Genomic DNA, 23,835 nt, shown 5'->3' on the forward strand with positions numbered 1-23,835 from the left:
GAGTCAGGCCAGATAGCGTTCCACCAGCTTGACCCAGTAACTTGCCCCGATCGGCAGGGCCTGGTCGTTGAAGTCATAACCTGGGTTATGCACCATGCAGCCGCCTTCGCCGTCGCCATTGCCGATAATCAGGTAGCAGCCTGGTACCTGCTCCAACCAGAAGGCGAAGTCCTCGCTGCCGGTCAGCGGCTGCATGTTCGTCGCCAACCCTTCCTCCCCGAGCCAGTCTCGCGCCACTGCCTCGGCCAGCCGGGTCGCCGCGACGTCATTGACCAGCAGCGGATAGCCATACTCGTAATCCACCTCGGCACGGGCGCCAAATCCCGCGGCCTGGGCCTCGGCCAGGGCCACGATGCGTTGACGCAACAGCTCGCGGATGTCCGGGCACAAGGCGCGTATGCTCAGGCGCATTTGCGCGGTTTCCGGAATCACGTTGGGGGCCTCGCCGGCCATGATCGCCCCCACAGTGATTACGGCCGTCTCCAGTGGGGGCACGTTGCGCGACACAATGCTTTGCAGGGCCATCACCAGGGAGGCACAGACCACGATCGGGTCCACGGCCTTGTGCGGCATCGCACCGTGGCCGCCGGTGGCCTGGATGCGGATGGTGGCGGTATCGGTGGAGGCCATGAATGGCCCAGGCAGGAAGCCCAGCTTGCCCAGGGGCACCCCCGGCATATTGTGCATGGCGAAAATCGCCTGGCAGGGGAACAGATCGAACAGGCCATCATCCAGCATGCGCTTGGCCCCGGAGCCGCCATGACCTTCTTCGGCCGGCTGAAAGAACAGGTGCAGGGTGCCACGAAAAGGCCGGCGCTTGGCCAGGTCCCAGGCCGCGGCCAGCAGCATGGCGGTATGGCCGTCGTGGCCGCAGGCGTGCATCTTGCCCTCGACCCGGCTGGCCCAGGGCAGGCCGGTGGTTTCCTGGATCGGCAGGGCATCCATGTCGGCGCGCAGGCCGATAGCGGGCCCTTCTCCATTGCGGAGTGTGCCGACCACGCCGGTTTCCCCCAGCCCTTCGTGAATGTCGTAGCCCCAATTCTGCAGGCAGCGAATCACCTGGGCGCGGGTCTCGAACTCTTCGAATCCCAATTCGGGATGGGCATGGATCTCATGGCGCAGGGCGATCATGGATGGGGTGATTTCACGGATACCGGGCAAGATGGTGGACGCGCCCATGGCGATGTCTCCTTTTTATTGTTGGGGTTATGACCTAGGCCTGGGGATACTAGAAGCAACCCAGAACACCGGGAAGGCGCAAAAAAGTTGTCAGTAGCACTTCTGGTTGATGGTGGGAGAGGAACAATGAAGATCCATCAGTTGCAGGCATTGATCGCCATGGCGGAGCACGGCAGCATCCGCGCCGCTGCCAAGGCGCTGGCCCTGTCGCAAGCCGCGGTCAGCAAGACCTTGCGCGAACTGGAGGCCGAACAGCAGTTGCCCTTGCTACAACGCCATGCCGGCGGTACGCGGCTGAACGATGCCGGACGGGTACTGCTCAAGCATGCCCGGCAGGTGCTCAGGCAACTGGAGCGAGCCGAGGATGAACTGGCCGCTTTGCGCGGCCAGCACGCGGCCCGCCTCTGCGTCGGGGTCACGCCCTGGCTGGCTGAAACGCTGTTGCCGGATGTGGTGGGGTTGTTTCGCCAGCGCATGCCGGAGATTCGCCTGGAATTGTTCGAGGGATTGCTGGCGGTAGCCTTGCCCCTGCTACGGGATGGTCAAATGGACTTCGCCATCGGCCCGCTGTTCAGCAGCATTTCCGCCCAGGAGTTCCATTGCCAGCCGTTGTTGACCCACCCTTGTCGGGTCTTCGCCCGCCATGGCCATCCGGCGTTGCGGGCCAGTTCCCTGGAGGAGTTGCTGGAGCAGGAATGGGTGGTCAACTACAGCCCGGTCACTTATGAGCAGGTGATGCACTCGTTGTTCGGTCGGCATGGATTGGGCATCGGTCCCGAGCGATTGATCTGTGCCCATTCGATGACCCTGCTGTCGAGCATGGTGCTGCAAGCCGGCATGTTGAGCTTCGGCCCGGAGCCATTGTTGCTGTGCCATGGCTTCCAGCCCCATGTGCAAGCCTTGGCGCTGCGCGAGGAGATGGATAGGCAGGCCATGGGCATCATCAGTCATCAGGGGCATACCCACAGTTATGCCGCGATGTGTTTTATCGACTGCCTGCAACAGAGCCTGAAGCAGAAAAGCCGTTCGTCGCACCCGACGGATCGTGCCCTGAGCGAGATGCTGAGCTTGTTGTTCTAGTGGCCCCAGTGGTACTGCGTCGGGAGCCTGCGACGGGCAAAAAAAGCCGCCTGTCGAAAGACCGGCGGCATTCTTCGGACACTCCCCCGAACTGGCGGGGCTTCATCGCGCCTGGAGCTGTTCGCTCTTCATTGCGCAGTCAACCGCCTCAGGCGTTTGCCGACGTCAGGCTCTGGCCCATCTGGACCGGCGAGCCGGCCGCCAGTTCTTCGGCCCACTGCACTTGCTCCGGCCCGAACAGCACGATCGCGGTGGAACCCAGCTTGAAGCGGCCCAATTCGGCGCCCTTTTCCAGGTGGATCGGCGCGCGGGCGGCTTCGTCGTAGCGCACGGTCTTCAGTTCGCGCTTGGGCGGAGTCACCAGGCCGGCCCAGACGGTTTCGATCGAGGCCACGATCATCGCGCCGACCAGGACCACGGCCATCGGGCCGCGCTCGGTATCGAAAACGCATACCACACGCTCGTTGCGGGCGAACAGCTCCGGCACGTTTTCCGCGGTGGTCTGGTTGACCGAGAAGATCCGTCCCGGCACGTAGACCATTTCCCGCAGGGTGCCGGCCAGCGGCATGTGCACGCGGTGGTAGTCCTTCGGCGACAGGTAGATGGTGGCGAAATCGCCGCCCATGAACGGGGCTGCCAGGGCCGAGTCGCCACCCAGCAGTTCCAGCACGCTGAAGCTGTGACCCTTGGCCTGGAATACCCGACCGTGCTCGATCGGGCCAAGCTGGCTGACCGCGCCGTCAGCCGGGCTGAGGATCGCGCCCGGGGTCTGGTCCAGCGGGCGGGCACCGTCTTTCAACGCGCGGGTGAAGAAGGCGTTGAAGTGCTCATAGGCGGTCAGGTCTTCCACCAGCGCTTGGGACATGTCCACCTGATAACGCTTGGCGAACCAGGCGGTGAAGGCATTCTTGAACCAGCGCACGCGGCACTCGGCAATGCAGCCGGCCAGGCGCGACAGCAGGTGGTGAGGCAGCAGGTACTGGCTGAGGATAAACAAACGCTTTTTCATTAACTGTCCTTAAAACCTTAAATCTCTACGGGCGTGTCAGGGTGGTTGCCCCATTCGCCCCAGGAACCGGCATAGCCTTTGACTCGCGGATAACCGAGCGCCTTGGCCACCAGATAGGTGAAGCCAGAGCGATGGTGAGTCTGGCAGTGGGTGATCACTTCTTTGTCTTTGCTGATGCCGAGCTGTTCGAGGATCTGCGGCATGTCGCTGCGGATCCGCAGGTTGCGCGCCGGGTCCATGCCCGCCGTCCACTCGAAGTTGATCGCACCGGGAATGTGCCCACCCTTGGCGGCGAGGACTTTCTCTCCCGAGTACTCCAGGGGGCCGCGGGCATCCCAGATCGCCAGGTCGGCCGCGCCAAGACGACTTTGCAGGTATTCGCGGGTGGCGGTCGGTTCGTCGTGCAGGGTCAGGGCGACAGGGCCGCCGACGGCCGCCGGGACTTCATTCGAGACCGGCAGGCCGTCGGCCAGCCAGGCCAGCAGCCCGCCGTCCAGGTAGTGGTAACGGGAGTGGCCGATGACATCCAGCAGCCAGATGAAGCGCCCGGCCCAGCCGCCGCCTTCGTCGTCATAGACCACGTAGACCGCGTCCGGGTTATGCCCTAGTTCGCCGAACAGGGCCTCAAGGGCTGCCTGTGGCGGCATCAGCCCTGGCGCCGGTGCCTGACCGAGCTGGGTACGCTTGGGGTCGACGAAGTGCGCGCCGGGGATATGGCCCGCGGCATAGCGGGCGGCGCTGGTCAGGTCCACCAGAATCAGTTCGCGGGCGTCGAGGCGAGGGAACAGGTCGCTCGGCTCGATCACCAGCGGCAAGCCAGAGAAGTCAGGCATGTGAGGTCTCCAGGGCACAAAGGGAGGGATTGTAGCGCAAGCGTCAGCGGCTGCGGTTGGTAAAGCTGTGCAGGGCCTTTTCGATGCACTGCGCGGTCTTGCCGAACGCCTGTACGGAGATTTCCGAGAAGGGTTGGCCGCCCTGGTCGGCGATGATCAGCATGATTACCCGGCCATTGCTGGGCACCGAGCGCATCAGCAGGTGCTCGCCACGAAACAGCGTGCGCAGGCTGGCGGGCAGACGGGCGGAGAACTGGGCGTTGTTGGTCGGCGTCAGGCGCACTTGCGCCGGAGCGTCCAGCAGCCTTTGCAATACGCTGCTCTGGTTGATCGTCAATGCCAGGTTCATGGCGGGCGCAGGCAGCCCGGCGATCTGATGCACGCGCAACTGGGTCCGCGTGCGGTCGACCATCAGCAGCATCACCCGGCGCATGCCGCACGCCACCAGGGCGTCGCGGGCAAAGGTGGTCAGGTGCATGGCATTGCTGAAGCGGCTGGGTTCCACCAGCAATTCGCCGCATTGCTTGCGCCACTTGGCCAGATCTTCTGCGGTCGGTGCGGGAACCGGGAGCTCGCCGCGATGCACGCGCCGGGCCTCCCAGGGCCAGAGCAGCGCCTCGGCCGGATGCCACAGATCGGGCATGCGGTGATGCCGGGCACTCTGCGTGGCTTGCTGGTGCAACTGTTGTTGCAGTTCGTCCATCGGCATCTGCAGGTACAGGCTGGTCAGGTATTGCCAGCGCATGCAGTGCGGGCCGTTCCAGGACTCTTGCGCCGACAGGGCCAGGGCGTTGGCCAGCAGCACACTGTTGGCCGGCTGGTTCAGCCAGCGCTGCAGGGCCGGATCGGCATCCAGGCATTGTCGCTGGTGCAACGGGTGGGCGTTGTCCCGGGCGATATGCAGGGCCTTGACCAATTGGTCCTGCTCGTCGATCAGCAGGCGGTAGCCTTGCTGTACCCAGATCGGCAAGTGCCAGACCTCCACCAGGGCCTGGCCCAACTGAAGCAGGCCGACGCCGAACAGTTCCTGCTCGACCTCCTGGGCCGGTTCGGCTTTATGGACGACACGCAGCTCCCACTCTTCGAGCAGTTTTGGATAGGCCAGCGCCAAGGACCACAGCGGCGAGAGAAACAGCAGGCTGCCCCAGTGAATGTCCTGCCAGAGCCTGGCCAGGCGACCGGCGAAAAAGCCGTTGGCCTGTTGGGTCGCGTGCTGGCTGATCAGTTGCAACTGGCGCAGCCCGACCGGGATCTCCTGCTCGGGCTGCGCGGGCAGGCGGGCGAGCAATTCTTCGGTACGCGCCAGGCCCAGGCGGTTGAGGGCGACCTCGAGGTTCTCGGCCGGCTCGCTCATGCTGCCGTGGGTGTGGCGATTGGCTTCGCGAATCACGCTCAAGGCCAGCGCGGGGCTGTCCTGCATCAGGTCGGCAATGTCGCGCAATGAGCTGCGATTGTCCCTGATGGCTTTGCAGACCCGGTCATGGCTGGCCTGCGGCACCGGCAGGCGGACCGCGTCAAGCAGCTTTATCCAGGATTCGAGGGAGTGGGGGGCGGTAGTTGGGACTGTCGTTTCATTAGACATGGCTGGGCGCAATCATCGTCTGCTGTAAACACGCCCAGAGCGGGCCAAACTGGCTTTTCGCCTTAACGGCCTATAGTCTGGCGCAGTTTTGCCGATAAGTAGAAGAAGAGTTTTAAGAACTTCCGAATATGACCTTGAACCCGACTCAGTAAGTACCTTCCTACCTATGGCTAAAATTATCGGCATCATCGTCGTGTTCGCGAGCGTGCTCGGCGGATACGTGCTTTCTCACGGCAAGATTGCCGCCCTGATCCAGCCTTTCGAGGTCTTGATTATCGGCGGCGCCGCGCTGGGGGCGTTCCTGCAGGCGAACCCCGGCTACATGACCATGCACGTGCTCAAGAAGTCCTTGGGGATGTTCGGTTCGCGTTTTTCCCAGACCTTCTACCTGGAAGTGCTGGGCCTGATCTACGAGATCCTCAACAAGAGCCGCCGCGAAGGCATGATGGCGATCGAGGGCGATATCGAAGACGCCGCCGCCAGCCCGATTTTCGCCAAGTACCCATCCGTGCTCAAAGACGAGCGCATGACCGCGTTCATCTGTGACTACCTGCGCATCATGTCCTCCGGCAACATGGCTCCCCACGAGCTGGAAGGCCTGTTCGACATGGAGCTGTTCAGCCTCAAGGAAGACCTCGAACATCCGTCCCATGCGGTCAACGGCATCGCCGACGGCATGCCGGGTTTCGGTATCGTTGCGGCGGTACTGGGTATCGTGGTGACCATGGCGTCCCTGGGCGATGGCGACCAGAAGTCCATCGGCCTGCACGTAGGTGCGGCGCTGGTCGGTACTTTCTTCGGTATTCTCGCGGCCTATGGCTTCTTCGGCCCGCTGGCCCATTCCCTGGCGCATGACGCCAAGGAAGAGCTGAACGTCTACGAAGCCATCAAGGCCTCCCTGGTGGCCTCGGCTTCCGGCATGCCGCCCTCGCTGGCCGTGGAGTTCGGGCGCAAGGTCCTGTACCCGGCGCACCGTCCGAGCTTCGCCGAGCTGGAACAAGCGGTTCGCGGTCGCTAAGCCATGGAAAACAATCAGCCGATTATCATCAAGCGCGTCAAGCGCTTTGCCGGCGGGCATCACGGCGGGGCATGGAAGATCGCCTTCGCCGACTTCGCCACGGCGATGATGGCGTTCTTCCTGGTGCTGTGGCTGCTGTCCACTGCCACCCCGGAACAGAAGATCGCCATCGCCGGTTACTTCAAGGACCCGATCGGCTTCTCGGAAAGCGGCACGCCCTACATCATCGACCTGGGCGGTTCTCCCGAGCTGGCGCCGGAAAACACGCTCAACCCCGAGATCAAGTCGCAGCCGCAGCCGGACAAGGTCACGGTCGACACCGATCAGGTCGAGAGCATGGCCGAGCAGGTGGAAAGAGAGCGTCTGGAACTGTTGCTTCAAGAGCTGCAGAACAAGGTCGAAGAAAACCCGCAATTGCAGAAGTTCAAGGACCAGATCCTGTTCGAGATCACTCCGGACGGCCTGCGTATCCAGATCATCGATTCGGAAAACCGGCCGATGTTCGACTCCGGCAGTGCGCGCCTGAAGCCGTACTTCGAGGACATCCTGCTGGCCATGGCCGACACCATCAAGGCAGTGCCGAACAAGATCAGCATCAGCGGTCACACCGATGCCAAGCCTTACTCGGGCACCGGCGATTTCGGCAACTGGGAGCTTTCGGCCAACCGTGCCAACGCCGCGCGTCGGGCGCTGGTGGCGGGCAGTTATCCGGACGGCCAGGTGGCTCGCGTAGTGGGGTATGCCTCGTCGTCGCTGTTCGATCGTAAGGACCCGTTCAACCCGATCAACCGGCGTATCGACATCGTGGTGCTGACCAAAAAGGCCCAGCGCGCGATCGAAGGCGAAGTCGCTCCCGAGGCCCCGGCACCGACCCAGGGCCAGGGCGCCCCAGGCGAAGTGCCGGTCGACCCGAACGCCTTGCCGCCGGAGCAGGAGCCGCTGCCGGCCCATGAGCTGCGCGAGCGCCTGAATATCTTCGATGACGCAGCGCCGAAGACCGAAGGCCCGGCTGCACCCGCCGCTACGCCTCCAGCCGCGCAGTAACCGCTGGCAACAGGCCCTATAAAAGAGGGCCCATGAAAAAGGCCGCGATCATCGCGGCCTTTTTTGTTTCTGCGTGGGGGCTACCTATTAATAGCTGCTGTCCGGCAGGCTGGCGATGATCGAGCGATAGCTGTTCATCCGCTGCTGCTGGATCCGGCCGTCTTCCAGGGCCTTGAGCAGGGCGCAGCCCGGTTCGCGGTCATGCTTGCAGTCGCGGAAACGGCAGGTGCCCAGCAGGTCGTTGAACTCGATGAAGCCCGCTTCGACATCGGCGCGGCTGACGTGGCCCAGGCCGAATTCGCGAATCCCCGGGGAGTCGATCAGTTCGCCACCGCCCGGGAAGTGGAACAGGCGCGCGGTGGTGGTGGTGTGGGTGCCCTGGCCGGACAGCTCCGACAAAGGCCCGACGCGGGTTTCGACTTCCGGCAGCAGGCTGTTCACCAGCGACGACTTGCCCACGCCCGACTGGCCGACGAACACGCTGATCCGTCCGTCCAGCTGTGCTTGCAACTGTTCCATGCCATTGCCGTGGTGCGCCGAGACTTCCAGCACCGGATAGCCCAGTTGCCGGTAGACCGCCAGCAAGGCGTTCAGGGCGGGGGCATTCTGCTCGTCGATCAGGTCGAACTTGTTGAGCAACAGCAGCGGGCGGATACCGGCATGTTCGGCGGCGACCAGGTAGCGGTCGATCAGGTTGGCATGGGGTTCGGGCAGCGGGGCGAAGACGATCACGATCATGTCGACGTTGGCGGCCACCGGCTTGAGCTGGCCGCGGCTGTCGGGACGGCACAGCTCGGTGTGGCGCGGCAGTTGCGCGACGATCACACCGATGCCCTGGTTGCCCGGACGCCAGACCACCTGATCGCCGGTCACCAGCGCCGGCAGGTTGGCGCGCAAGTGGCAGCGGAACACCTGGCCGGCCAGTTCGCCCTCGCGCGCCTCGACCTCGACCTGCACACCGAAGTGGGCGATCACCAGGCCGGTCTGTTCGGGGCCGAGATCGCCGCCTTCCAGTGCTTCGACGGCAGAGGATTCACGTTTGGCGGCGCGGGCGGCGCGTTCGCCTTGAATCTTTTCGATGCGCCAGTTTTGGCGACGATTGAGCTGGCGTTTGGCCATTGGTGTTCCGTGTCGATAATGCGGCGGTTAGGTAAAACGGCCGCGAGTTTAGCACGCCGGCAGGTCCCTCTAGGCTAAACTGCGCAACTACGCCGAGGAGCCCACACATGCAAAACCCGCAGAATCTGATCTGGATCGATCTGGAAATGACCGGTCTGAACCCTGATACCGACGTCATCATCGAGATGGCGACCATCGTCACCGATAGCAATCTCAATACCTTGGCTGAAGGTCCGGTCATCGCCATCCACCAGAGCGATGAAATTCTCGCCGGCATGGATGAGTGGAACACCCGCCAGCATGGCGGTTCGGGGCTGACCCAGCGCGTGCGTGAAAGCCGCATCAGCATGGCTGAAGCGGAAGCGCAGACCATCGCCTTCCTGGAGCAGTGGGTGCCCAAGGGCAAGTCGCCGATCTGTGGCAACAGCATCTGCCAGGATCGCCGCTTCCTGTACCGCCATATGAAGGCACTGGAAAGCTACTTCCACTACCGCAACCTTGACGTTTCCACTCTCAAGGAACTGGCGGCCCGCTGGGCGCCGGACGTGCGCGACAGCTTCAAGAAAGGCAGCACCCACCTGGCCCTGGACGACATCCGCGAGTCGATCGCCGAGTTGCAGCATTACCGCAAGCACTTCATCAAGCTCTGATGGTGCGCTGGCGTCTGTTCTGACGCCATCGCGGGCAAGCCTCGCTCCTACGGGTTCGCGCAAGGCTTGCTCGCGATAGATCGCTCCGGGGGCTCCAGCAATTCCAGCCGGCGCCCCCTTTTGGTGCCGGCAGCAACTGAGTAGACTGCGCGCCTTCCTGTAAGGACCGCCATCATGCTGCTGATGCTTTACCTGATTGCCATTACCGCCGAAGCCATGACTGGCGCCTTGTCCGCCGGTCGTCGCGGCATGGACTGGTTCGGGGTGGTGTTGATCGCCTGCGTCACGGCCCTGGGTGGCGGTTCGGTGCGTGACGTGCTGCTGGGGCATTACCCGCTGACCTGGGTCAAGCACCCTGAGTACCTGGTGTTGACCTCGGTCGCGGCCCTGGTGACGATCTTCATCGCGCCCTTGATGCGCCACTTGCGTTCGCTGTTCCTGGTGCTCGACGCCGTGGGGCTGGTGGCGTTCACCCTGATCGGTTGCATGACCGCCCTGGAAATGGGCCACGGCATGGTGGTGGCATCGGTCAGCGGGGTGATTACCGGGGTGTTCGGCGGCATCCTGCGGGACATCTTCTGCAACGATATTCCGCTGATTTTCCGTCGCGAACTGTATGCCAGCGTCTCGTTCGCCGCGGCCTGGTGCTACATGCTCTGCATCTATCTGCAATTGCCCGGCGAGCAGTCGATCCTCATCACTCTGTTCGGCGGTTTCCTACTGCGCCTGCTGGCGATCCGTTTCCACTGGGAAATGCCCAAGTTCGTCTACAACGACGAGCAATGACGGCTGGCATGCTGCTTCAGCGCCCATTCCACGTGTTCGCGCACCAGTTCTGATGGGTAATCCCGCCGGGCTTTCAGGGCTTCCAGCACCGGAATGCTCGACGGTGCGTTACCCAGCCCCACCGCCAGGTTGCGTAGCCAGCGCTCATAGCCGGCGCGGCGCAGCGGCGAGCCTTCGGTGCTGCTGAGAAACTTGTCCTCGTCCCACATGAACAGTTCGGCCAGCTCGGCATTGTCGAGGTTGTGGCGTGGCTTGAAGTCGCCTTCGCCGGAAGGGCGGGCGAAGCGGTTCCACGGGCAGACGATCTGGCAATCGTCGCAGCCGAACACCCGGTTGCCGATCAGCGGGCGCAGGTCTTCGGGAATGGCGTTTTTCAGTTCGATGGTCAGGTACGAAATGCAGCGCCGGGCGTCCAGTACATAAGGGCCGACGAAGGCCTTGGTCGGGCAGATGTCCAGGCATGCCGTGCAGCGGCCGCAATGCTCGGTGGCGTGTGGCTCGTCCACCGGCAAGGGCAGGTCGACGAACAGTTCGCTGAGGAAGAAATAGCTGCCGGCCTTGCGGTTGAGTACCAGGGTGTTCTTGCCGATCCAGCCGAGCCCGGCTTGTTCGGCGATGGCTTTTTCCAGCACCGGGGCGCTGTCGACGAAGGCGCGATAGCCGAACGGGCCGATTTCCTTCTGGATGCGCTCGGCCAGTTGCTGCACGCGCTTGCGGATCAGCTTGTGATAGTCGCGGCCCAGGGCGTAGCGCGAGACATAGGCCTTTTCCGGCTGGGCCAGGCGCTGCGCCATCTGGGTGTCGCCGGGCAGGTAATCCATGCGCAGGGACACCACGCGCAGGGTGCCGGGCACCAGTTCGTCCGGATGGGAGCGTTTGCTGCCGTGGGCGCCCATGTAGTCCATTTCGCCGTGGTAGCCCGCCTCGAGCCAGCGCTCCAGGTGCTGCTCATGCTCGGCCAGGTCCAGGCCGCTGATGCCGACTTGCTGAAAGCCCAGCTCGCGGCCCCAATCCTTGATCGATTGGGCGAGGGCGGGCAGATCGGTGGTAATGGCAGGCATGAGGCGAGAGAAACCGGGGCTGAGGTGCGTATAATTCTGCCAGACATCGGAGCCCGAAGACGCATGCCGCAGACAAAACACCCTTTACCCGACATTCAGCCGTTGATGCCCAACACGCTGCCGCGGCTGGCTGCCCGTTCGCCAAGTGCCCATAAAGGCCAGTTCGGGCACCTGTTGCTGATCGGCGGCGATCGCGGTTTTGGCGGCGCGGCGCTGCTCTGCGCCGAGAGCGCCCTGCGCAGCGGTGCCGGGATGGTTTCTCTGGCGACCCGCAGCGAGCACGTTGCGGCCGCTCTGGCGCGGGTCCCGGAGGTCATGGCCCTGGGCACCGACTCGGCCAACCAGCTGATGGGCTTGCTGGAGCAGGCCTCGATCATCGTGGCGGGGCCCGGGCTGGGGCAGGCGGCCTGGGGGCGCAGCCTTTTATCTGCCGCCGCCAATGCGCCGCGGCCCCAGGTCTGGGATGCCGATGCGCTCAATCTGCTGGCCAAAGGCGGTTTGACCTTGCCGTCGGGCAGCGTGATCACCCCGCACCCGGGGGAGGCCACACGGCTGCTGGGAATCTCAACCGCGCAGGTGCAGGCGGATCGCCCGGCCGCCGCGCGGGCACTGAGCAAAAAATACACAGCTGTCGCTATCCTGAAGGGCGCCGGAAGTCTGGTAGCCAGCCCGGATGGCCGCCTGGCCCGTTGCGACCGGGGGCATCCGGCCATGGCCACGGCGGGCCTGGGGGATGTGCTGGCCGGTCTGGTCGGAGCGCTGCTGGCCCAGGGGATGCCGGCGTTCGATAGTGCTTGCCTGGCGGTCTGGCTGCATGCCGTCGCGGGCGAGCATCAAGGTAAATTGGGCCGGGGGCTGGCGGCCAGCGATCTGATCCCGGTCATTCGTCAGTTGCTGGAGGAACAATCATCGTGTCTGAAATAACCCTGTATCTGGCAGACGAAGACGCCATGATCGCCTTTGGCGCGCGCCTGGCGCAGGTCACTCAAGGGGGGGGTGTGATCTTTCTGGAAGGTGATCTGGGGGCGGGGAAAACCACATTGTCCCGGGGGCTCATCCGTGGCCTGGGACATGCCGGCGCGGTGAAAAGCCCGACCTTTACCCTGGTCGAGCCCTACGAGATCGGCGATGTGCGGGTCTTCCACTTCGATCTTTATCGCCTGGTCGATCCGGAAGAGCTGGAGTTTCTCGGCATCCGCGATTATCTCGAGGGGGATGCACTGTGTCTGATCGAGTGGCCCCAGCGTGGTGCGGGCTTTTTGCCAAAGCCGGACCTGACCATTACCATTAGCCCGCATAACAGCGGGCGTTCCCTGCATTTGTTGTCGCAAGGCTCGCGTGGCGAGGCCTGGTGTGCCGCTTTGGCGTTGGAATTCAAATAATTGATGGGGTTAGGTATGCGCATTCGCGCGTTGGTTGCTGTCGTAGGACTGTTGCTTACGGCATTGGCCGTCGACGCTCTGGCCGCTACACAGGTCCGTAGCGTTCGCCTGTGGCGGGCACCGGATAACACTCGACTGGTATTTGACCTGTCCGGGCCGGTCCAGCACAGCGTCTTCACCCTGACGGCCCCTGATCGTCTGGTGATCGATATCAACGGTGCGACCCTCGGCGGGCCGCTGAATGTCTCCACGGCGAATACGCCGATTACCGCCATGCGTTCGGCCCAGCGCACGCCTACCGACCTGCGGGTGGTCATCGACCTGAAAAAGGCCGTCACCCCCAAGAGTTTTACCCTGACGCCCAATGCCCAGTACGGCAATCGCCTGGTGGTCGACCTGTTCGACAACCCGGCCGACGCCGCGCCAACGCCGCCGCCCGCGCCGAATGTCGCGACTGTGCCGGCGGTCCCGGTAACGCCGACCAAGCCTGAGATCAAGCTGCCACCGGCCCCGGCCGGCAAGCGCGATATCGTCGTGGTCATCGATGCCGGTCACGGTGGCGAGGACCCGGGTGCCTCCGGCTCGCGCGGCCAGCATGAGAAAGACGTGGTGCTGGCCATCGCCCGCGAACTGCAGCGCCAGATCAACGGCCTCAAGGGCTTCCGCGCCGAGCTGACCCGTACCGGCGACTACTTCATCCCGCTGCGCGGCCGCACCGAGATCGCCCGCAAGAAAGGCGCCGACCTGTTCGTCTCGATCCACGCCGACGCGGCACCGTCCCGCGCGGCCTTCGGGGCCTCGGTGTTCGCGCTCTCCGACCGTGGCGCCACGTCCGAGACGGCCCGCTGGCTGGCGGACAGCGAAAACCGTTCCGACCTGATCGGCGGGGCCGGCAACGTCAGCCTCGATGACAAGGACCGGATGCTCGCCGGAGTACTGCTGGACTTGTCCATGACGGCCTCGCTGACTTCCAGTCTCAACGTCGGCCAGAAAGTACTCAGCAACATCGGCCGGGTCACCCCGCTGCACAAGCAGCGCGTCGAACAGGCCGGGTTCATGGTGCTCAAGTCTCCGGACATTCCGTCGATCCTGGTGGAAACCGGCTTTATCTCCAATGCCAACGAAGCGTCCAAGCTGGCCACTGTCAGCCACCAGCAGGCACTGGCGCGCTCCATCAGCAGCGGTGTGCGGCAGTTCTTCCAGCAGAATCCACCGCCGGGCACCTACATCGCCTGGCTGCGTGATTCCGGGAAGATTGCCCAGGGACCTCGCGACCACCGCGTGAGCCCGGGGGAAACCCTGGCGATGATCGCCGTGCGTTATCAGGTTTCCGCCGCCACCCTGCGCAGCGCCAACAACCTGAGCAGCGATGAGCTGAAAATCGGTCAGACCCTCACCATCCCGGGTACAGAACTGGCGGCCAAGGAATGAATGACGCAGTCATCAGCAGCGCCCGGATCGAGCTGCTCAGCCCGCGACTGGCGAACCAGATTGCCGCCGGTGAGGTGGTCGAACGTCCGGCCTCGGTGATCAAGGAATTGCTGGAGAACAGCCTGGACTCCGGGGCCAAGCGTATCGATGTGGATGTCGAGCAGGCGGGTGTCAAGTTGCTGCGGGTACGCGACGACGGTAGCGGCATTTCCGCGGACGATCTGCCGCTAGCCCTGGCGCGCCACGCCACCAGCAAGATTCGCAACCTTGAGGACCTGGAGCAGGTCATGAGCCTGGGTTTTCGTGGAGAGGCACTGGCTTCCATCAGTTCGGTCGCGCGATTGACCCTGACTTCCCGTACCCGCGACGCCGATCAGGCCTGGCAGGTGGAAACCGAAGGCCGCGACATGGCCCCGCGCGTGCAGCCGGCGGCCCATCCGGTCGGTACCTCGGTGGAAGTCCGCGACCTGTTCTTCAATACCCCGGCCCGGCGCAAGTTTCTCAAGGCCGAGAAAACCGAGTTCGATCACCTGCAGGAAGTGATCAAGCGCCTGGCTCTGGCGCGTTTCGACGTGGCTTTTCACCTGCGCCATAACGGTAAAAGCGTTCTCAGCCTGCATGAAGCCAACGATGATGTGGCGCGTGCGCGGCGTGTAGCGGCGGTGTGCGGTTCGGGCTTTCTCGAGCAGGCGTTGCCGATCGAGGTCGAACGTAATGGCCTGCATCTGTGGGGTTGGGTAGGCTTGCCGACCTTTTCCCGCAGCCAGGCGGACCTGCAGTATTTCTACGTCAACGGTCGTGCGGTGCGCGACAAGCTGGTGGCCCATGCGGTGCGCCAGGCTTACCGCGACGTGCTGTTCAACGGCCGGCATCCGACCTTTGTGCTGTTCTTCGAAGTCGACCCGGCGGTGGTCGACGTCAACGTGCACCCGACCAAACACGAAGTGCGCTTTCGCGACGGACGCATGGTCCACGACTTCCTGTATGGCACCCTGCATCGCGCCCTCGGCGATGTCCGACCGGAAGACCATCTGGCGGCGCCGGCCGCGGTCGCCGGCATCGTGCGGCCGAGCGGGATCGAGGCCGGCGAGTTCGGCCCCCAGGGTGAAATGCGTCTGGCGGCGAACATGACGCTGGAGCAGCCGCAGGCCCAGCCGGCGTTCAATCCGCCGGGGACTGGCTCGGGCGCGGGTTATCAGTATCAGTACACGCCGCGTCCGCAGCCAGTGCTGCCGGCGGCCGAGGCGCAAAGCGCCTATCGTGAGTTCTTCGCGCCACTGCCGGAATCCGGCGCAGCGTCCTTGCCGGATGCCCAGGGCGATATCCCGCCGCTGGGCTATGCGCTGGCGCAGCTCAAAGGCATCTATATCCTCGCGGAAAACGCCCAGGGCCTGGTGCTGGTGGACATGCACGCGGCCCACGAGCGGATCATGTACGAGCGCCTGAAGGTGGCGATGGCCAGCGAAGGCCTGAGTGGCCAGCCGCTGCTGGTGCCGGAGTCGATCGCGGTCAGCCAGCGCGAAGCGGATTGTGCCGAGGAGCATGTCGGCTGGTTCCAGCGCCTGGGCTTCGAGTTGCAGCGCCTGGGCCCGGAATCGCTGGCGATCCGGCAGATTCCGGCCTTGCTCAAGCAGGCGGAAGCCAATCGCCTGGTGCATGACGTCCTGGCCGACCTGATGGAGTACGGCACCAGCGATCGTATCCAGGCGCACCTCAACGAGTTGCTGGGTACCATGGCCTGCCACGGTGCGATCCGTGCCAATCGCCGCCTGGCCCTGCCGGAAATGAACGGCTTGTTGCGCGACATGGAAAACACCGAGCGCAGCGGTCAATGCAACCATGGCCGACCGACCTGGACCCAGTTGGGCCTGGACGATCTGGACAAACTCTTCTTGCGCGGTCGTTGATGAGCCAGCTTCCTCCAGCGATCTTCCTGATGGGCCCGACTGCCGCTGGCAAGACCGACCTGGCCATCGAGCTCACCAAGGTTCTGCCTTGCGAACTGATCAGCGTCGATTCGGCGCTGGTCTACCGTGGCATGGACATAGGCACCGCCAAGCCGTCCAAGGAAATCCTGGCCGAGTTTCCACACCGTCTGATCGATATTCTCGACCCGGCCGAGAGCTATTCGGCGGCGGATTTCCGCACCGATGCGCTGGCCGCCATGGCCGATATCACCGCGCGCGGCAAGATTCCGCTGCTGGTGGGCGGCACGATGCTCTATTACAAGGCTTTGCTCGAAGGCCTGGCAGACATGCCGCCGGCCGACCCACAGGTTCGCGCGGAGCTGGAAGAAGAGGCCGCACGCCTTGGCTGGCAAGCCTTGCATGACCAACTGGCGATAATCGACCCCGAATCGGCGGCGCGGATTCATCCCAATGATCCGCAGCGCCTGACCCGGGCGCTGGAAGTCTATCGGGTCAGCGGCCTGAGCATGACCGCCCACAGACTGCGACAATCTGCGCAAAGTACTGAAGCAGCCGCTTCGGGACGGGGACAATTGCCCTATACTGTCGCGAACTTGGCCATTGCCCCGGCAAACCGTCAGGTACTGCATGAGCGTATTGCACAAAGATTCACAATTATGTTGGAACAGGGATTCGTCGACGAGGTCGTAGCTCTGCGCTCTAGAAGTGACCTGCATGCCGGGTTGCCGTCTATACGTGCTGTAGGCTACCGACAGGTCTGGGATCATCTGGATGGCAAGCTGACATTCGCCGAGATGCAGGAGCGCGGCATCATTGCCACGCGCCAATTGGCGAAGCGCCAGTTCACCTGGTTACGCAGCTGGGCTGATTTACACTGGCTGGACAGCCTGGATTGCGACAATCTGCCACGCGCCTTGAAATACCTGGGAACGGTCTCCATATTGAGCTGAGTCCTTGCAATTGCCGTCTATCCTTGGGGGTGGGGCGGTTTTAGCCATCTGTTTTCCGATTTTTTATTATTGATCCTTAAAGGAGTGCGGCACATGTCAAAAGGGCATTCGCTACAAGACCCTTACTTGAATACTTTACGTAAAGAGAAAGTTGGGGTTTCCATCTATCTGGTCAACGGGATCAAGCTGCAAGGTACGATCGAGTCTTTCGACCAGTTCGTCATCCTGCTGAAGAACACCGTCAGCCAAATGGTTTACAAGCACGCTATCTCGACAGTGGTGCCGGTTCGTCCAATTCGCCTGCCTAGCGCATCCGAATCCGAACAGGGTGACGCTGAGCCAGGTAACGCCTGATAGGAGTCTCCTTTGTTCTTTGAGCGCCACGGTGGTGGTGAACGTGCAATTCTCGTTCACTTGGATGGTCAGGACCCTGAGGCGCGCGAAGATCCGCAGGAGTTTCAGGAGTTGGCAATATCGGCCGGCGCCGAGACCGTCGCGTTTGTTAACGTGCCGCGTCATCGGCCAACCGCCAAGTACCTGGTTGGCAGCGGCAAGGTCGAAGAATTACGCGACCTGGTCAAAGCCGAACAGGTCGACCTGGTGATTTTCAATCACATCCTCACACCCAGTCAGGAACGTAACCTCGAACGTGCTTTCGAGTGTCGCGTGATTGACCGCACGGGTCTGATTCTCGATATTTTCGCCCAGCGCGCCCGCACTCACGAAGGCAAGCTCCAGGTAGAACTGGCCCAGCTTGAATATATGAGTACCCGTCTGGTTCGTGGCTGGACTCACCTTGAGCGGCAGAAGGGCGGTATCGGCTTGCGTGGTCCGGGTGAAACCCAGCTCGAGACCGACCGGCGTCTTCTGCGGGTTCGCCTGCGGCAGATCAAGGCCCGGCTGGAGAAAGTTCGCAGCCAGCGTGAGCAGGCCCGTCGCGGGCGCAAGCGTGCCGACATTCCTTCGGTATCGTTGGTGGGCTACACCAACGCCGGCAAGTCCACCTTGTTCAACTCCGTGACCGAGTCCGATGTGTTTGCGGCCAACCAACTGTTCGCCACCCTCGATCCGACCTTGCGCCGGCTCGAACTGGACGATCTTGGTCCGGTCGTGTTGGCCGATACCGTGGGGTTCATTCGTCATCTGCCGCACAAACTGGTCGAGGCGTTTCGGGCTACGCTCGAAGAGTCGAGCAACTCCGACCTGCTGTTGCATGTGATCGATGCCCATGAGCCGGAGCGCATGGCCCAGATCGAACAGGTCATGGTGGTGCTCGGCGAGATCGGGGCCCAGGACTTGCCGATACTGGAGGTCTATAACAAACTCGATTTGCTCGAGGGAGTAGACCCGCAGATCCAGCGCGATGCCGATGGCAAGCCGCAGCGGGTCTGGTTGTCGGCTCGTGAAGGGCAAGGGCTGGACCTGCTCAAGCAGGCCATTGCCGAGTTGCTCGGTGAGGATTTGTTTGTAGGCACCTTGCGCTTGCCGCAGCGTTTTGCTCGACTGCGAGCGCAGTTCTTCGAGTTGGGCGCAGTGCAGAAAGAAGATCACGACGAGGAAGGTGTCAGTCTGCTGGCTGTCCGCTTGCCGCGAGTCGAGCTGAATCGACTGGTAAGCCGCGAAGGCATGCAGCCGCTGGAGTTCATCGAGCAACACACTTTGCAATAAAAGCCTGAGAAAGCGGTTGTGCCGCTGTAGCAGGCATTCTGTAGCATTGGTCGGCGCGCCGTGGGTGCGTCTTTGCTTTATCAGATGGAGAGCGCTATGGCTTGGAATGAGCCGGGTGGCAACTCGAATAATCAGGATCCTTGGGGTGGTAAGCGCCGCAACAATGGCGACCGCAAGGGGCCACCGGATCTCGACGAGGCCTTCCGCAAGCTGCAGGAAAGCCTGAATGGGTTGTTCGGTGGTGGCAAGAAACGTGGTGACGATGGTGGCAGTTCCGGCAAGGGCGGCGGTCTCGGCCTGCTCGGTATCGGTCTGGTCGTGCTGGCGGCCGTGTGGCTGTACAGCGCGGTGTATGTCGTGGACGAGCAGGAGCAGGCCGTGGTACTGCGCTTCGGCAAGTACTACGAAACCGTCGGCCCGGGCCTGAACATCTACTTCCCGCCGATCGATCGCAAGTACATGGAAAACGTCACGCGCGAGCGTGCCTATACCAAGCAGGGTCAAATGCTGACTGAAGACGAGAACATCGTCGAAGTGCCGCTGACCGTGCAGTACAAGATCAGCAACTTGCAGGACTTCGTGCTGAACGTCGATCAGCCGGAAATCAGCCTGCAGCACGCCACCGACAGTGCGCTGCGCCACGTAGTGGGTTCCACCGCGATGGACCAGGTGCTGACCGAAGGTCGTGAGTTGATGGCCAGCGAAATCAAGGAGCGTCTGCAACGCTTCCTCGATACCTATCGCACCGGTATCACCGTTACCCAGGTGAACGTACAGAGCGCAGCGGCACCGCGTGAAGTGCAGGAAGCCTTCGATGACGTGATCCGTGCCCGTGAAGACGAGCAGCGTTCGCGCAACCAGGCTGAAACCTACGCCAACGGCGTCGTGCCGGAAGCCCGTGGTCAGGCCCAGCGCATCATCGAGGATGCCAACGGTTACCGTGGCGAAGTGGTTTCCCGCGCCAAGGGTGAGGCCGATCGCTTCACCAAGCTGGTGGCCGAATACCGCAAGGCGCCTGAAGTGACCCGTGAGCGTCTGTACCTGGACACCATGCAGGAAGTCTTCAGCAATACCAGCAAGGTTCTCGTGACCGGCAACAAGAACGGCCAGAGCAATCTGCTGTACCTGCCGCTGGACAAAATGGTCGAAAGTGGCCGTAGCACCAGTGCTCCGGTGACCGGCGCAGCAGCCAGCAGCAACGAAGCGAATGCGCGTGCGGCAGCTGATCTGCAGCAACAGCAAGCGCGTACCAGGGAGAGTCGCTGATGAGCAATAAATCGCTGATCGCCCTTATCGTTGGCGTCGTCGTGGCGATCGCTGCCTGGAACTGCTTCTACATCGTCGCTCAGACCGAGCGCGCGGTGTTGCTGCAGTTCGGTCGTGTGGTCCAGGCTGACGTTCAGCCGGGCCTGCATGTGAAAGTGCCCTATGTGAACCAGGTGCGTAAGTTCGACGCTCGCCTGATGACCCTGGATGCACCGACCCAGCGTTTCCTGACGCTGGAAAAGAAAGCCGTGATGGTCGATGCCTATGCCAAATGGCGCGTGAAGGATGCGGAGCGTTTCTATACCGCGACTTCCGGCCTCAAGCAGATCGCCGACGAGCGTCTTTCCCGTCGTCTGGAGTCGGGCCTGCGTGACCAGTTCGGCAAGCGCACCCTGCACGAAGTGGTTTCCGGTGAGCGTGATGCGCTGATGGCGGACATCACGGCTTCGCTCAACAAGATGGCCGAGAAAGAGCTTGGCATCGAAGTGGTCGATGTCCGGGTCAAGACCATCGACTTGCCGAAGGAAGTGAACCGCAGCGTCTTCGAGCGTATGAGCACCGAGCGTGAGCGTGAAGCGCGTGAGCATCGCGCCAAGGGTAACGAGCTGGCGGAAGGTATTCGTGCCGACGCCGATCGTCAGCGCCGCGTACTGCTGGCCGAAGCCTATCGTGAGTCGGAAGAGATTCGCGGTGATGGCGACGCCCAGGCCGCAGCCATCTACTCCAAGGCCTACGGTCAGGACCAGGAATTCTACGGTTTCTACCGTAGCCTGCGTGCCTATCGTGAAAGCTTCGCGAACAAATCCGACGTCATGGTCCTAGACCCAAGCAGCGACTTTTTCCGTTACCTGGAAAAGGCCAAGCCTTGATGCGACGTTGACCTGAATCGCCCCGCCCGGCGGCTAAAGTGTCTGGCGGGGTGATCCTTTGGGAAAACGAGTGTATGATGCGGCAGCCGGGAAATTCCCGGCTTTTTTGCGTCTGCACGTTTGATTGTGGTTGTTGGTGCAAGACGACGAGTTGAACGACTCGACAGTTTTTTCGAGGAAAGTGAGTGGCGAAGCCGGTTTCAGGCTTTTCGCCCCGTCGCCCATGCGCGTGGTTTGCACATGGGCCGATCATTTTCTGCTTCACTCAAGGCCCGCCCATAGGCTGGCCGCCTGGATCACAGGGGAATGGCGTAATGGCAACGGTAGACCGCTGGCTGCTGCCAGATGGCATCGAAGAAGTACTGCCACCTGAGGCGGCGCGCATTGAAGTTGCGCGTCGCCAGGTGTTGGATCTGTTCCAGAGCTGGGGTTACGAGTTCGTCGTGACCCCTCATATCGAGTACCTGGAATCCTTGCTGACTGGCGCGGGCCAGGACCTCGATCTGCGTACCTTCAAGGTCATCGACCCGCAATCGGGTCGGCAGATGGGTTTCCGCGCCGACATTACGCCGCAGGTGGCCCGTATCGATGCGCATACCCTGCGTCGTGAAGGCCCGAGCCGCCTGTGTTACGCCGGTAGCGTGCTGCATGCGCAGCCGCGTGCCTTGTCATCCTCGCGCAGCCCGATCCAGCTGGGTGCCGAGTTGTATGGCGATGCGAGCCCGAGCAGCGACGTAGAAGTCATCAGCCTGATGCTGGCGATGCTGCAACTGGCCGATGTGCCGGATGTGCACATGGATCTGGGGCATGTCGGTATCTACCGTGGCCTGGCCCGCGCGGCCGGTCTCTCCGGCGAAGTGGAACAGCAGCTGTTCGATGCCCTGCAACGCAAGGCCATCGATGAAGTCATTACCTTGACCGAAGGCCTGCCGGCCGACCTGTCCGGCATGCTGCGGGCGCTGGTCGACCTGTGCGGCGGCCGTGAAGTACTGGCTGCAGCCCGCGAACGCCTGGCCAATGCGCCGGCGCCGGTGCTGGCGGCCCTGGACGACCTGTTGGCGATTGCCGAGCGTCTTTCCGTGCGTTTCCCTGAATTGCCGCTGTACTTCGACCTGGGCGAGTTGCGTGGCTACCACTACCACACCGGTGTGGTATTCGCGGTGTTCGTGCCGGGCGTTGGCCAGTCCATTGCCCAGGGCGGTCGTTACGACGACATCGGCGCCGACTTCGGTCGCGCCCGTCCGGCAACCGGCTTCTCTACCGATTTGAAAACCCTGGTGACCCTGGGGCGTGCTGAGATCGAGCTACCGTCTGGCGGTATCTGGATGCCGGACAGTACGGATGCAGCCCTCTGGCAGCAGGTTTGCCAGTTGCGCAGTGAGGGTCAGCGCGTGGTTCAGGCCTTGCCTGGACAACCATTGGCCGCCGCCCGTGAAGCGGACTGCGACCGGCAATTGATTCAGCAGAACGGGCTTTGGCAAGTATTGCCGCTGGCTTCTTGAGTTTTCCCGCCGGCCGTTGCCGGCACCAAGTTTGCGCGAATGAGGACAAGTGTTATGGGTAAGAATGTCGTAGTCCTGGGCACCCAGTGGGGTGATGAGGGCAAAGGCAAGATCGTTGATCTGCTGACCGAACATGCTGCCGCCGTAGTGCGCTACCAAGGTGGCCACAACGCTGGCCACACCCTGGTGATCGACGGCGAGAAAACCGTCTTGCACCTGATCCCTTCGGGTGTGCTGCGCGAAGGCGTCCAGTGCCTGATCGGCAACGGCGTGGTGGTTGCGCCGGACGCCTTGCTGCGTGAAATCGTCAAGCTGGAAGAGAAAGGCGTACCGGTGCGTGAGCGCCTGCGTATCAGCCCATCCTGCCCGCTGATCCTGTCCTACCACGTAGCGCTGGATCAGGCGCGTGAAAAGGCCCGCGGCGAGCAGAAGATCGGTACCACCGGTCGCGGCATCGGCCCGGCTTACGAAGACAAGGTCGCTCGTCGCGGCCTGCGTATCGGCGACCTGTTCCACCGCGAGCGTTTCGCCGCGAAGCTGGGCGAGTTGCTGGACTACCACAACTTCGTACTGGTCAATTACTACAAAGAGCCGGCCATCGACTTCCAGAAGACGCTCGACGAGTGCATGGAGTACGCCGAGCTGCTCAAGCCGATGATGCTGGACGTGACCGCCGAGCTGCACCAGCTGCGTCGCGCGGGCAAGGACATCATGTTCGAAGGCGCCCAGGGCTCGCTGCTGGACATCGACCACGGTACCTACCCGTACGTCACCAGCTCCAACACCACTGCCGGCGGCATCGCCACCGGTTCGGGCGTTGGCCCGATGTACCTGGACTACATCCTCGGTATCACCAAGGCCTACACCACTCGTGTAGGTTCGGGTCCGTTCCCGACCGAACTGTTCGATGACGTGGGCGCTTTCCTGGCCAAGCGTGGCCATGAGTTCGGTGCAACCACCGGCCGTGCCCGCCGTTGCGGCTGGTTCGATGCCGTCATCCTGCGTCGCGCCATCGACGTCAACAGCATCTCGGGCCTGTGCCTGACCAAGCTGGACGTACTGGACGGCCTGGAAACCATCAACATCTGCGTGGGTTACAAAAACCAGGATGGCGCAGTCATCGACGCGCCAACCGACGCAGACAGCTATATCGGCCTGGAGCCGGTATACGAGCAGATGCCAGGCTGGAGCGAGTCGACCCTGGGGGCCAAGACCCTGGAAGAGTTGCCGGCCGCTGCCCGTGCCTACATCAAGCGTATCGAAGAGCTGGTCGGCGCGCCGATCGACATTATTTCGACAGGCCCGGACCGCAACGAGACCATCGTTCTGCGTCACCCGTTTGCTTGATAAGCTGTTGATGTAAAAAACAAAGGCCCCTTCATAGGGGCCTTTGTCGTTTCTGCCTGCCGAGCGGCACGACCCTTGCTGTGATTTGCTCTTCCAGAGTGCCATCAATTTGATGGCGTTGAAGTAGAGGG

The 23,835-nt window shown here is 62.7% G+C and carries 22 protein-coding genes; 16 read left to right on the plus strand and 6 right to left on the minus strand.

Annotated features, from left to right (window positions below):
• Positions 1-3: 3 nt before the first annotated feature.
• The gene (locus CXQ81_RS05165) at positions 4-1,179 is read right to left on the minus strand and encodes a M20 aminoacylase family protein (protein WP_101336671.1); all 1,176 of its coding nucleotides are present in this window, start codon (positions 1,177-1,179) and stop codon (positions 4-6) included.
• A gap of 126 nt (positions 1,180-1,305) precedes the next feature.
• Here CXQ81_RS05165 and CXQ81_RS05170 point away from each other — a divergent pair, with 126 nt between their 5' ends.
• On the plus strand, positions 1,306-2,259 hold the full coding sequence (locus CXQ81_RS05170) for a LysR family transcriptional regulator (RefSeq protein ID WP_101336672.1): 954 nt from the start codon (positions 1,306-1,308) through the stop codon (positions 2,257-2,259).
• A 148-nt stretch (positions 2,260-2,407) separates the two neighbouring features.
• Here the strand turns inward: CXQ81_RS05170 and asd are convergent, their stop codons facing one another.
• The 3 genes from asd to CXQ81_RS05185 are packed head-to-tail and all read right to left on the minus strand — an operon-like array spanning position 2,408 to position 5,683.
• Positions 2,408-3,268: an archaetidylserine decarboxylase gene (asd, locus tag CXQ81_RS05175; RefSeq protein ID WP_007921406.1), complete on the minus strand. Its 861-nt coding sequence runs from the start codon at positions 3,266-3,268 to the stop codon at positions 2,408-2,410.
• Positions 3,269-3,285: 17 nt separating this feature from the next.
• Positions 3,286-4,101 carry a thiosulfate sulfurtransferase gene (gene rhdA / locus CXQ81_RS05180; RefSeq protein ID WP_101336673.1) on the minus strand — a complete coding sequence of 272 codons (816 nt, stop codon included), beginning with the start codon at positions 4,099-4,101 and terminating at the stop codon, positions 3,286-3,288.
• A 43-nt stretch (positions 4,102-4,144) separates the two neighbouring features.
• Positions 4,145-5,683, minus strand: a complete 1,539-nt coding sequence (locus tag CXQ81_RS05185; RefSeq protein WP_101336674.1) for an HDOD domain-containing protein — start codon at positions 5,681-5,683, stop codon at positions 4,145-4,147.
• A 166-nt stretch (positions 5,684-5,849) separates the two neighbouring features.
• On the opposite strand from CXQ81_RS05185, the gene motA reads away from it, so the two are divergent.
• Positions 5,850-6,701 carry a flagellar motor stator protein MotA gene (gene motA / locus CXQ81_RS05190; RefSeq protein WP_007921402.1) on the plus strand — a complete coding sequence of 284 codons (852 nt, stop codon included), beginning with the start codon at positions 5,850-5,852 and terminating at the stop codon, positions 6,699-6,701.
• A gap of 3 nt (positions 6,702-6,704) precedes the next feature.
• Positions 6,705-7,745 carry a flagellar motor protein MotB gene (gene motB / locus CXQ81_RS05195; protein ID WP_053259418.1) on the plus strand — a complete coding sequence of 347 codons (1,041 nt, stop codon included), beginning with the start codon at positions 6,705-6,707 and terminating at the stop codon, positions 7,743-7,745.
• Positions 7,746-7,832: 87 nt separating this feature from the next.
• Here the strand turns inward: motB and rsgA are convergent, their stop codons facing one another.
• Positions 7,833-8,864, minus strand: coding sequence for a small ribosomal subunit biogenesis GTPase RsgA (rsgA, locus tag CXQ81_RS05200; RefSeq protein WP_053259419.1), 1,032 nt, complete (start codon positions 8,862-8,864; stop codon positions 7,833-7,835).
• A gap of 107 nt (positions 8,865-8,971) precedes the next feature.
• On the opposite strand from rsgA, the gene orn reads away from it, so the two are divergent.
• Both orn and CXQ81_RS05210 read left to right on the plus strand, forming a co-directional pair.
• A complete protein-coding gene (gene orn, locus CXQ81_RS05205; RefSeq protein ID WP_007921399.1) occupies positions 8,972-9,514 on the plus strand; it encodes an oligoribonuclease in 543 nt (180 codons plus the stop codon).
• Between the two features lie 171 nt (positions 9,515-9,685).
• Positions 9,686-10,300 carry a trimeric intracellular cation channel family protein gene (locus tag CXQ81_RS05210; protein WP_169915460.1) on the plus strand — a complete coding sequence of 205 codons (615 nt, stop codon included), beginning with the start codon at positions 9,686-9,688 and terminating at the stop codon, positions 10,298-10,300.
• On the opposite strand, the gene queG is transcribed toward CXQ81_RS05210, so the two are convergent.
• Positions 10,282-11,361: a tRNA epoxyqueuosine(34) reductase QueG gene (gene queG, locus CXQ81_RS05215; protein ID WP_007921396.1), complete on the minus strand. Its 1,080-nt coding sequence runs from the start codon at positions 11,359-11,361 to the stop codon at positions 10,282-10,284. The two genes, CXQ81_RS05210 and queG, sit on opposite strands and share 19 nt — an antisense overlap.
• A 63-nt stretch (positions 11,362-11,424) precedes the next feature.
• Here queG and CXQ81_RS05220 point away from each other — a divergent pair, with 63 nt between their 5' ends.
• The 11 genes from CXQ81_RS05220 to CXQ81_RS05270 all read left to right on the plus strand — a co-directional run bounded on the left by CXQ81_RS05220 (position 11,425) and on the right by CXQ81_RS05270 (position 23,704).
• Complete coding sequence (locus tag CXQ81_RS05220; RefSeq protein WP_101336675.1) at positions 11,425-12,285, plus strand: NAD(P)H-hydrate dehydratase; 861 nt, start codon at positions 11,425-11,427, stop codon at positions 12,283-12,285.
• Entirely contained in the window at positions 12,273-12,743 is a 471-nt protein-coding gene (gene tsaE / locus CXQ81_RS05225) for a tRNA (adenosine(37)-N6)-threonylcarbamoyltransferase complex ATPase subunit type 1 TsaE (protein WP_101336676.1), read from the plus strand. The genes CXQ81_RS05220 and tsaE overlap by 13 nt, the downstream gene beginning before the upstream one ends.
• A 3-nt stretch (positions 12,744-12,746) precedes the next feature.
• Entirely contained in the window at positions 12,747-14,174 is a 1,428-nt protein-coding gene (locus CXQ81_RS05230) for an N-acetylmuramoyl-L-alanine amidase (protein ID WP_202949036.1), read from the plus strand.
• Complete coding sequence (gene mutL / locus CXQ81_RS05235; RefSeq protein ID WP_101336677.1) at positions 14,171-16,081, plus strand: DNA mismatch repair endonuclease MutL; 1,911 nt, start codon at positions 14,171-14,173, stop codon at positions 16,079-16,081. Before CXQ81_RS05230 ends, mutL begins: the two co-directional genes overlap by 4 nt.
• Positions 16,081-17,052, plus strand: a complete 972-nt coding sequence (miaA, locus tag CXQ81_RS05240) for a tRNA (adenosine(37)-N6)-dimethylallyltransferase MiaA (protein WP_053259423.1) — start codon at positions 16,081-16,083, stop codon at positions 17,050-17,052. The genes mutL and miaA overlap by 1 nt, the downstream gene beginning before the upstream one ends.
• A 93-nt stretch (positions 17,053-17,145) precedes the next feature.
• Positions 17,146-17,406, plus strand: a complete 261-nt coding sequence (gene hfq / locus CXQ81_RS05245) for an RNA chaperone Hfq (RefSeq protein ID WP_007921378.1) — start codon at positions 17,146-17,148, stop codon at positions 17,404-17,406.
• A 12-nt stretch (positions 17,407-17,418) separates the two neighbouring features.
• Positions 17,419-18,720, plus strand: a complete 1,302-nt coding sequence (gene hflX, locus CXQ81_RS05250) for a ribosome rescue GTPase HflX (RefSeq protein ID WP_007921372.1) — start codon at positions 17,419-17,421, stop codon at positions 18,718-18,720.
• A 96-nt stretch (positions 18,721-18,816) separates the two neighbouring features.
• The gene (hflK, locus tag CXQ81_RS05255) at positions 18,817-19,986 is read left to right on the plus strand and encodes an FtsH protease activity modulator HflK (protein WP_007921369.1); all 1,170 of its coding nucleotides are present in this window, start codon (positions 18,817-18,819) and stop codon (positions 19,984-19,986) included.
• Positions 19,986-20,855, plus strand: a complete 870-nt coding sequence (gene hflC / locus CXQ81_RS05260; protein ID WP_007921367.1) for a protease modulator HflC — start codon at positions 19,986-19,988, stop codon at positions 20,853-20,855. The genes hflK and hflC overlap by 1 nt, the downstream gene beginning before the upstream one ends.
• A gap of 314 nt (positions 20,856-21,169) precedes the next feature.
• Positions 21,170-22,357, plus strand: coding sequence for an ATP phosphoribosyltransferase regulatory subunit (locus CXQ81_RS05265; RefSeq protein WP_009046692.1), 1,188 nt, complete (start codon positions 21,170-21,172; stop codon positions 22,355-22,357).
• Between the two features lie 54 nt (positions 22,358-22,411).
• A complete protein-coding gene (locus tag CXQ81_RS05270) occupies positions 22,412-23,704 on the plus strand; it encodes an adenylosuccinate synthase (RefSeq protein WP_009041907.1) in 1,293 nt (430 codons plus the stop codon).
• Positions 23,705-23,835 lie beyond the last annotated feature (131 nt).

Origin of the sequence: Pseudomonas sp. 09C 129, from assembly GCF_002843625.1 — a bacterium.
Taxonomy (GTDB): Bacteria; Pseudomonadota; Gammaproteobacteria; order Pseudomonadales; family Pseudomonadaceae; genus Aquipseudomonas; species Aquipseudomonas chlororaphis.